General features: G+C 67.8%; 9 protein-coding genes. 6 read left to right on the top strand and 3 right to left on the bottom strand.

The features are described 5' to 3' along the window. Nucleotides 1–170: 170 nt before the first annotated feature. Nucleotides 171–1,058 carry a 4-hydroxybenzoate octaprenyltransferase gene (gene ubiA, locus H165_RS0117715; protein WP_017940271.1) on the bottom strand — a complete coding sequence of 296 codons (888 nt, stop codon included), beginning with the start codon at nucleotides 1,056–1,058 and terminating at the stop codon, nucleotides 171–173. Nucleotides 1,059–1,106: 48 nt separating this feature from the next. Continuing rightward, nucleotides 1,107–1,676 carry a chorismate lyase gene (locus H165_RS0117710; protein ID WP_017940270.1) on the bottom strand — a complete coding sequence of 190 codons (570 nt, stop codon included), beginning with the start codon at nucleotides 1,674–1,676 and terminating at the stop codon, nucleotides 1,107–1,109. Between the two features lie 200 nt (nucleotides 1,677–1,876). Here H165_RS0117710 and H165_RS0117705 point away from each other — a divergent pair, with 200 nt between their 5' ends. From H165_RS0117705 to H165_RS0117680, 6 genes are all read left to right on the top strand, one after another. After that, on the top strand, nucleotides 1,877–2,044 hold the full coding sequence (locus tag H165_RS0117705; protein ID WP_017940269.1) for a rubredoxin: 168 nt from the start codon (nucleotides 1,877–1,879) through the stop codon (nucleotides 2,042–2,044). A 166-nt stretch (nucleotides 2,045–2,210) separates the two neighbouring features. Then, the gene (locus H165_RS0117700) at nucleotides 2,211–2,378 is read left to right on the top strand and encodes a rubredoxin (protein ID WP_017940268.1); all 168 of its coding nucleotides are present in this window, start codon (nucleotides 2,211–2,213) and stop codon (nucleotides 2,376–2,378) included. 25 nt (nucleotides 2,379–2,403) lie between these two features. Then, entirely contained in the window at nucleotides 2,404–3,552 is a 1,149-nt protein-coding gene (locus H165_RS0117695) for an NAD(P)/FAD-dependent oxidoreductase (RefSeq protein WP_017940267.1), read from the top strand. A 190-nt stretch (nucleotides 3,553–3,742) separates the two neighbouring features. After that, nucleotides 3,743–4,015 carry an HU family DNA-binding protein gene (locus tag H165_RS0117690; RefSeq protein ID WP_017940266.1) on the top strand — a complete coding sequence of 91 codons (273 nt, stop codon included), beginning with the start codon at nucleotides 3,743–3,745 and terminating at the stop codon, nucleotides 4,013–4,015. Nucleotides 4,016–4,218: 203 nt separating this feature from the next. Further along, on the top strand, nucleotides 4,219–4,611 hold the full coding sequence (locus H165_RS0117685) for an SCP2 sterol-binding domain-containing protein (RefSeq protein WP_026146716.1): 393 nt from the start codon (nucleotides 4,219–4,221) through the stop codon (nucleotides 4,609–4,611). 84 nt (nucleotides 4,612–4,695) lie between these two features. Further along, nucleotides 4,696–5,436 (top strand): hypothetical protein, encoded by a 741-nt coding sequence (locus tag H165_RS0117680; protein WP_017940264.1) that lies wholly within the window; start codon nucleotides 4,696–4,698, stop codon nucleotides 5,434–5,436. Here the strand turns inward: H165_RS0117680 and H165_RS0117675 are convergent. After that, nucleotides 5,433–5,707: IS5/IS1182 family transposase (locus tag H165_RS0117675; protein ID WP_017940263.1), on the bottom strand; the 275-nt coding region annotated here is incomplete at its 5' end. The two genes, H165_RS0117680 and H165_RS0117675, sit on opposite strands and share 4 nt — an antisense overlap.

Here is a 5,707-nt window from a genome sequence, read left to right as displayed (position 1 = left end):
GCGATCAGCTCCCAAGCTGCATCCGGGAGTTCGTAACGCTTTGCCATGCGGGCCTCCAGCCTGTCATGGCGCCGATTCTACCCGTTTGGACTTTTCGTACAGAACCTAGATAACGAAATTATTGCAGTCCTGTGACAGCCCACCGGCGGCCGTGCGGTGGGGTGCCCGGGTTACAGCTGGTAGTCGAGGATGATGCCGGCGAGGATCGCCAGGCCGGCCCAGTGGTTGTGCAGGAAGGCCCGGAAGCACAGCTGGCGGTCGCGGCTGCGGGTGCTGTGGAACTCCCAGAGGAAGCAGGCGGCGGCCGCCAGCAGGCCGAGGTGGAAGTAGCCGCCCAGCTCGAAGCGCGCCCCGGCGAGCAGCAGGCAGAGCAGCGACAGGCCCTGCAGAGTGAGGATGATCACCCGGTCGGCGTCGCCGAACAGGATGGCGGTGGATTTCACGCCGATCTTCAGGTCGTCCGGGCGGTCGGTCATCGCGTAGTAGGTGTCGTAGGCCACTGTCCACAGCAGGTTGGTGATGTACAGCAGCCAGGCGGCGGCCGGCAGCGCGCCGCTCTCCGCGGTGAAGGCCATGGGGATGCCCCAGGAGTAGGCCGCGCCTAGAACCACCTGGGGGTAGAAGGTGTAGCGCTTCATGAACGGGTAGCAGGCGGCCAGCGCCACCGCGCCGAAGGACAGCCAGACGGTGGTCGCGTTGGTCAGCAGCACCAGGCCGAAGGCCAGCGCCAGCAGCAGTGCGAAGGTCAGCATGGCTTCCCGGACGCTGACCGCCCCGGTGGCCAGCGGCCGACTCTTGGTGCGTTCCACGTGGCCGTCGAAATTGCGGTCGGCGTAGTCGTTGACCACGCAGCCGGCGGCGCGCATCAGTACGGTACCGAGGGTGAAGATCAGCAGGTTCTTCAGCGAAGGCGCGCCTTCGCCGGCGATCCACAGGGCAGTCAGGGTCGGCCAGAGCAGCAGGTAGATGCCGATCGGCCGGTCCATGCGGGTCAGCTGGATGAAGTCCCAGGCCCGCGGGTGCAGGCGGTTGAAGGATTTCAGCAGGTCTTGGTACATCGCGGCGTCTCCCGGGCGAATGCGCGGATTATACGGCCAGGGACCGGCTCAGGCATGGTTGCCGGCGTGCGTCTGGCCGCCGATCTCGGCCCACAGCGCCGGCAGGTAAACCTCGGCGACCAGCACCACCAGGTCGCCTCGCACGAAGCAGGAACGGCGCCCCCACAGTTGCTCCTCGCGTACCTCGGCGGGCAGCCATGCCGCCGGGTAGCGGGTCACCTCGATGGGCCCGCGGGCGAAGGCCTGGTCGCTGAACAGCAGTTCGCCGAGGGAGCGGCTGCCAAGCAGGCTGAGGTCGAAACCGGAGCCTTCCAGGGCGCTGCGTGCCGCCACGCTGCGGGCGAACACCCAGGGCCGGTCGTGGCCGCGCAGGTACACCTCGCGCACCCAGCCCTGGCTGCCGGCGGCCACGCCTAGGGCCTGGCATTCGTCGTGACGCAGGCTCTGCCAGCCTTCCAGCAGCGGGCTGACACTGAAGTGGTCGGCGGACAGGGCGATCAGTCGGCGGGTCAGCGAGCCCTGGTCGAACAGCCAGTCGAGCACGGTCTCGGTGGGACGTGGGTGCAGTTGCGCGGCACTCAGCCAGCGCGGCGGATGGGGCAGGACGGCGTGGGGCATGGCGGCGGCTATCGGTTGGACAGGCGCGGCGAGCTTAGCATGTTTCAGCTGCGGCACCGCGGACCTGAGTGGCCCAGTCCTTCGGTTGGCCCGGCCGGGCGGCACTTGCACTGGCGGGCTGCGCCCAGTACAAGGGCGCCCTGGCCGGCGCATTCCCGTTCCGCTGTCGGCCGTGCCTGAAGAGTCGAGGTAGTGAGTCCATGAAGAAGTGGCAGTGTGTGGTCTGTGGCCTGATCTATGACGAGCGGCTGGGCTGGCCGGAAGAGGGCATCGCCGCCGGCACCGCCTGGGAAGACGTGCCCGAGGACTGGGTGTGCCCGGACTGCGGGGTCGGTAAGTCCGACTTTGAGATGATCGAGATCGCCTGATCTCCCTTCGCGGGCGCGGCGGCCGGCAGGCCGCGGTGGCCCTGTCCGCGTCCTGCGCGGTAGCCTTTCCGGCAGCCCTCTCTAGACTGATGCAGGTGGCCGCGCCTGGCGGCTCGAGTGCGAATCCGTTAGGGGTCATCCATATTCGCGTTGCGGAGGTCGAACCATGCGCAAATGGCAATGCATCGTCTGCGGCTTCATCTACGACGAGGCCGAGGGGCTGCCCGAGGAAGGCATCCCGCCCGGCACCCGCTGGGAGGACATCCCCGAGGACTGGGTCTGCCCCGACTGTGGCACCGGCAAGCAGGACTTCGAGATGATCGCCATTGACTGAGCCTGCCCTTGGAGAACGTGACGAGATGAGCGAACCCGTAGTGATCGTCGGCACCGGCCTGGCCGGTTACAACCTGGCCAAGGAGTTCCGCAAGCTGGACGGCGACTCGCCGCTGCTGCTGATCACCGCCGATGACGGCCGGTCCTATTCCAAGCCCATGCTGTCCACCGGCTTCGCCAAGGGCAAGGACGCCGACGGCCTGGTCATGGCCGAACCGGGCACCATGGCCGAGCAGCTCAAGGCCGAGGTGCGTACCCACACGCGGGTCACCGGTATCGACCCGGCGCACAAGCGCCTGTGGATCGGCGAAGAGGCCGTGACCTACCGCGACCTGGTACTGGCCTGGGGGGCCGACCCGATTCGCGTGCCGGTGGACGGGGACGCCCAGGACGCCATCTTCTCCATCAACGACCTGGAGGACTACGCGCGCTTTCGCGCCGCCGCCACCGGCAAGCGCCGCGTGCTGATCCTGGGCGCCGGACTGATCGGCTGCGAATTCGCCAATGACCTGAGCAGTGGCGGCTACCAAGTGGAGGTGGTGGCGCCCTGCGAGCAACTGATGCCCGGGCTGATCCACCCGGCCGCCGCCGCCGCGGTGCAGGTCGGTCTGGAAGGCCTCGGCGTGCGCTTCCACCTGGGCCCGCTGCTGACCCGCCTGGAGCATGCCGGCGACGGCCTGCTGGCGCAGCTCTCGGACGGCACCCGGGTGGACTGCGACCTGGTGGTCTCGGCGGTCGGCCTGCGCCCGCGAACCGAGCTGGCCGCGGCCGCCGGGCTGGCGGTCAACCGCGGCATCGTGGTCGACCGCCGCCTGCAGACTTCCCAGCCGCATATCTACGCGCTGGGCGACTGCGCCGAAGTGGAGGGCCTCAACCTGCTCTTCGTGATGCCGCTGATGGCCTGTGCCCGCGCGCTGGCCCAGACCTTGGCAGGCAAGCCCGCCGAGGTCAGCTACGGCCCCATGCCGGTACTGGTCAAGACCCCGGTCTGCCCGCTAGTGGTGTCGCCGCCGCCGCGCGGCATGAGCGGCGACTGGACGGTGGAAGGCAGTGGCGCCGATATCAAGGCGCTGTGCCGGGACGCCAGCGGACGGCTGATCGGCTACGCGCTCACCGGTGCAGCGGTGCAGGAAAAACTGGCTCTGAATCGGGAGCTTCCGGCCCTGTTGGCGTGAACGTCATCCGTTGTGTCGGAAACGCCCCGATGATCGCCTGGGAAATTGCCGAAACGCCACTGGCGGAAGGCCTGCAGGCATGCCATTCTCCCTGCTGTCTGCCGCAGCGTAGAGCCGCTGCGGCGCTTTGGACGCCGTTCGGGAAGAGCGGTGAGACACACAACAACAACAAAACGTCAAAGAGGCTTCTATGCGCAAACCGGAACTCGCCGCGGCCATCGCGGAAAAGGCCCAACTCACCAAGGATCAGGCCAACCGCGTTCTGAACGTCATCCTGGATGAGATCACCAACGCCCTGAACCGCAAGGACACCGTGACCCTGGTCGGCTTCGGTACCTTCGTGCAGCGCCACCGCGGCGCCCGCACCGGGAAGAACCCGCAGACTGGTGCGCCGGTGAAGATCAAGGCCAGCAACACCGTGGCCTTCAAGCCCGGCAAGTCCCTGCGCGACGCCGTCAACTGAGTGCCGCACCGCCCGGAGTCGCCCGGCTCCGGGCGGGAGGGCCGATCCGCGGCCACGGGCCGTCGAATGTCCGCGTCCGCCTGCCGTTCCGGGGCGGCAAGTTCCCCGATCTTTCCGTCAATCTCCGAACTTAAGCTGGCTGTGGCCGCTGCGTCGACCGGCTACAATGCGCGGCCGTTTTCCATTCCTCCGAGGCCGTGCGCATGAAATTCCGCTTTCTTCTCTGGATGCTGGGCCGTCTGATGGCCAAGGCCAGCCGCGACAATAGCGCCTTCCGCGAGCAGCTGGAAGGCAAGGCGCTGACCTTCCAGCTGCATACCCTGGACGGCAAGCTGGCACGTCACTTCGTGGTCAAGGACCAGCGGGTGGTCAGCAAGCGCGGTCTGGCTGCCCACGCAGACTTCGCCATCGGCTTCAAGGATGCCGCCTACGGCTTCGCCACCATGACCGCGAAGAACAAGCAGCTGGCCTTCATGCAGGGCATCCAGAACAAGGACATCCAGATCCAGGGCAACCCGGCGCTGGTGATCTGGTTCCAGGGCCTGACCAAGCACCTGGTGCCGAAGAAGAAGGCGGCGGAGAAAAAGGCGGCCTGATCCGCAAAGCGCCCGTGTCCAGCTAGCCGGGACACGGGCTGATTCGCTAGGCTGGCAGGGTCCTGTCCGCTCGGGTCCCTGCCCATGCGTGTGCTGTCGCCACTCCTTGCGCTGTTGCTCCTGCCTCTGTTCGTCTGTGCCGAGCCGGCACGCCCGGGCGATCTGCCGCGGGCCTTCCAGCTGGCGGGTCTGCGCCTGCTCTGCGAGCAGAGCGCGCCGCTGATCCAGCACGGGCTGGACGAGGCGCAGCGGCAGAAGGTCGCCCAGGCCTTCGCCGCCGATGCCCTGTGCGACGAGCTGGCCAGACAGGTGGCCGGCCAGCTGGAGGTGGCCGAAGTCCACGAGGTGGAGCGGCTGCTGGATAGCCCGCTGGCACAGCGTTTCACCGCCGCCGAGCGGGCGGTGGGCGAGGCCGGTGGCACCGAGGGGCTGGCCGCCTACCGGGAGAAGCTGAAGAGCGCGCCGCCACGTGCCGACCGTCTGGCTCTGGTGCAGCGCCTGGATCAGGCGGCGCAGACCAGCGCGCTGGCCGCCCGGCTGCGCCAGGAGGTGGACAAGACCCGCCTGCTGCTGGCTCTGCGCGCCCGCGGCCAGCCGGCCTCCGAACGGCGCCTGGAGGAGCTGAGCGCCAGGCAGCTGGAGGCGCTGCGCAGCTCCAGCCGGGCCGCGGTGGAGTCCTTCATGTTCTTCGCCTACCGCCGGATCCCCAGTGCCGAACTGAGCGAGTACGCGGCGCTCTACGAGCAGGCGCCGGTGCGCAAGCTGCTGGAGGCCAGCGTCGAGGCCCTGCCGGGGGTGTTCGCCGCGCGGCGCGAGGCCCTCTAGGTTCTGTACGAAAAGTACTGCCGTAGGCACCGCAGCGTGCAAGCCAGCGTGACCATTGCGGCAAAACTTCTTGCCAACTTGTCGTAGCGAGTGCCGATCCTGCGGCTCTCCTTCAGCCAGCCGAACATCCGCTCGATAATGTTGCGCTGTCGGTATTTCGGGCGGTCGAACAGCCTTGGTAGTCCCGGCTTGGGCTTGCGTTTCATGGTTCGCAGCGGAATCACAGGCTGCATCCGGTAACGGTCGCAGTACTGACGCAAGTGCTCGGCAT

The organism is Pseudomonas thermotolerans DSM 14292, from assembly GCF_000364625.1.
GTDB classification, from domain to species: domain Bacteria; phylum Pseudomonadota; class Gammaproteobacteria; order Pseudomonadales; family Pseudomonadaceae; genus Aquipseudomonas; species Aquipseudomonas thermotolerans.
This window is presented reverse-complemented; position numbering and strand designations above follow the sequence as displayed.

Bases quoted from the DNA above. Each gene is read 5' to 3' on its own strand.
- ubiA (WP_017940271.1), bottom strand. From the start codon at position 1,058: ATGTACCAAGACCTGCTGAAATCCTTCAACCGCCTGCACCCGCGGGCC.
- H165_RS0117710 (WP_017940270.1), bottom strand. From the start codon at position 1,676: ATGCCCCACGCCGTCCTGCCCCATCCGCCGCGCTGGCTGAGTGCCGCG.
- H165_RS0117705 (WP_017940269.1), top strand. From the start codon at position 1,877: ATGAAGAAGTGGCAGTGTGTGGTCTGTGGCCTGATCTATGACGAGCGG.
- H165_RS0117700 (WP_017940268.1), top strand. From the start codon at position 2,211: ATGCGCAAATGGCAATGCATCGTCTGCGGCTTCATCTACGACGAGGCC.
- H165_RS0117695 (WP_017940267.1), top strand. From the start codon at position 2,404: ATGAGCGAACCCGTAGTGATCGTCGGCACCGGCCTGGCCGGTTACAAC.
- H165_RS0117690 (WP_017940266.1), top strand. From the start codon at position 3,743: ATGCGCAAACCGGAACTCGCCGCGGCCATCGCGGAAAAGGCCCAACTC.
- H165_RS0117685 (WP_026146716.1), top strand. From the start codon at position 4,219: ATGAAATTCCGCTTTCTTCTCTGGATGCTGGGCCGTCTGATGGCCAAG.
- H165_RS0117680 (WP_017940264.1), top strand. From the start codon at position 4,696: ATGCGTGTGCTGTCGCCACTCCTTGCGCTGTTGCTCCTGCCTCTGTTC.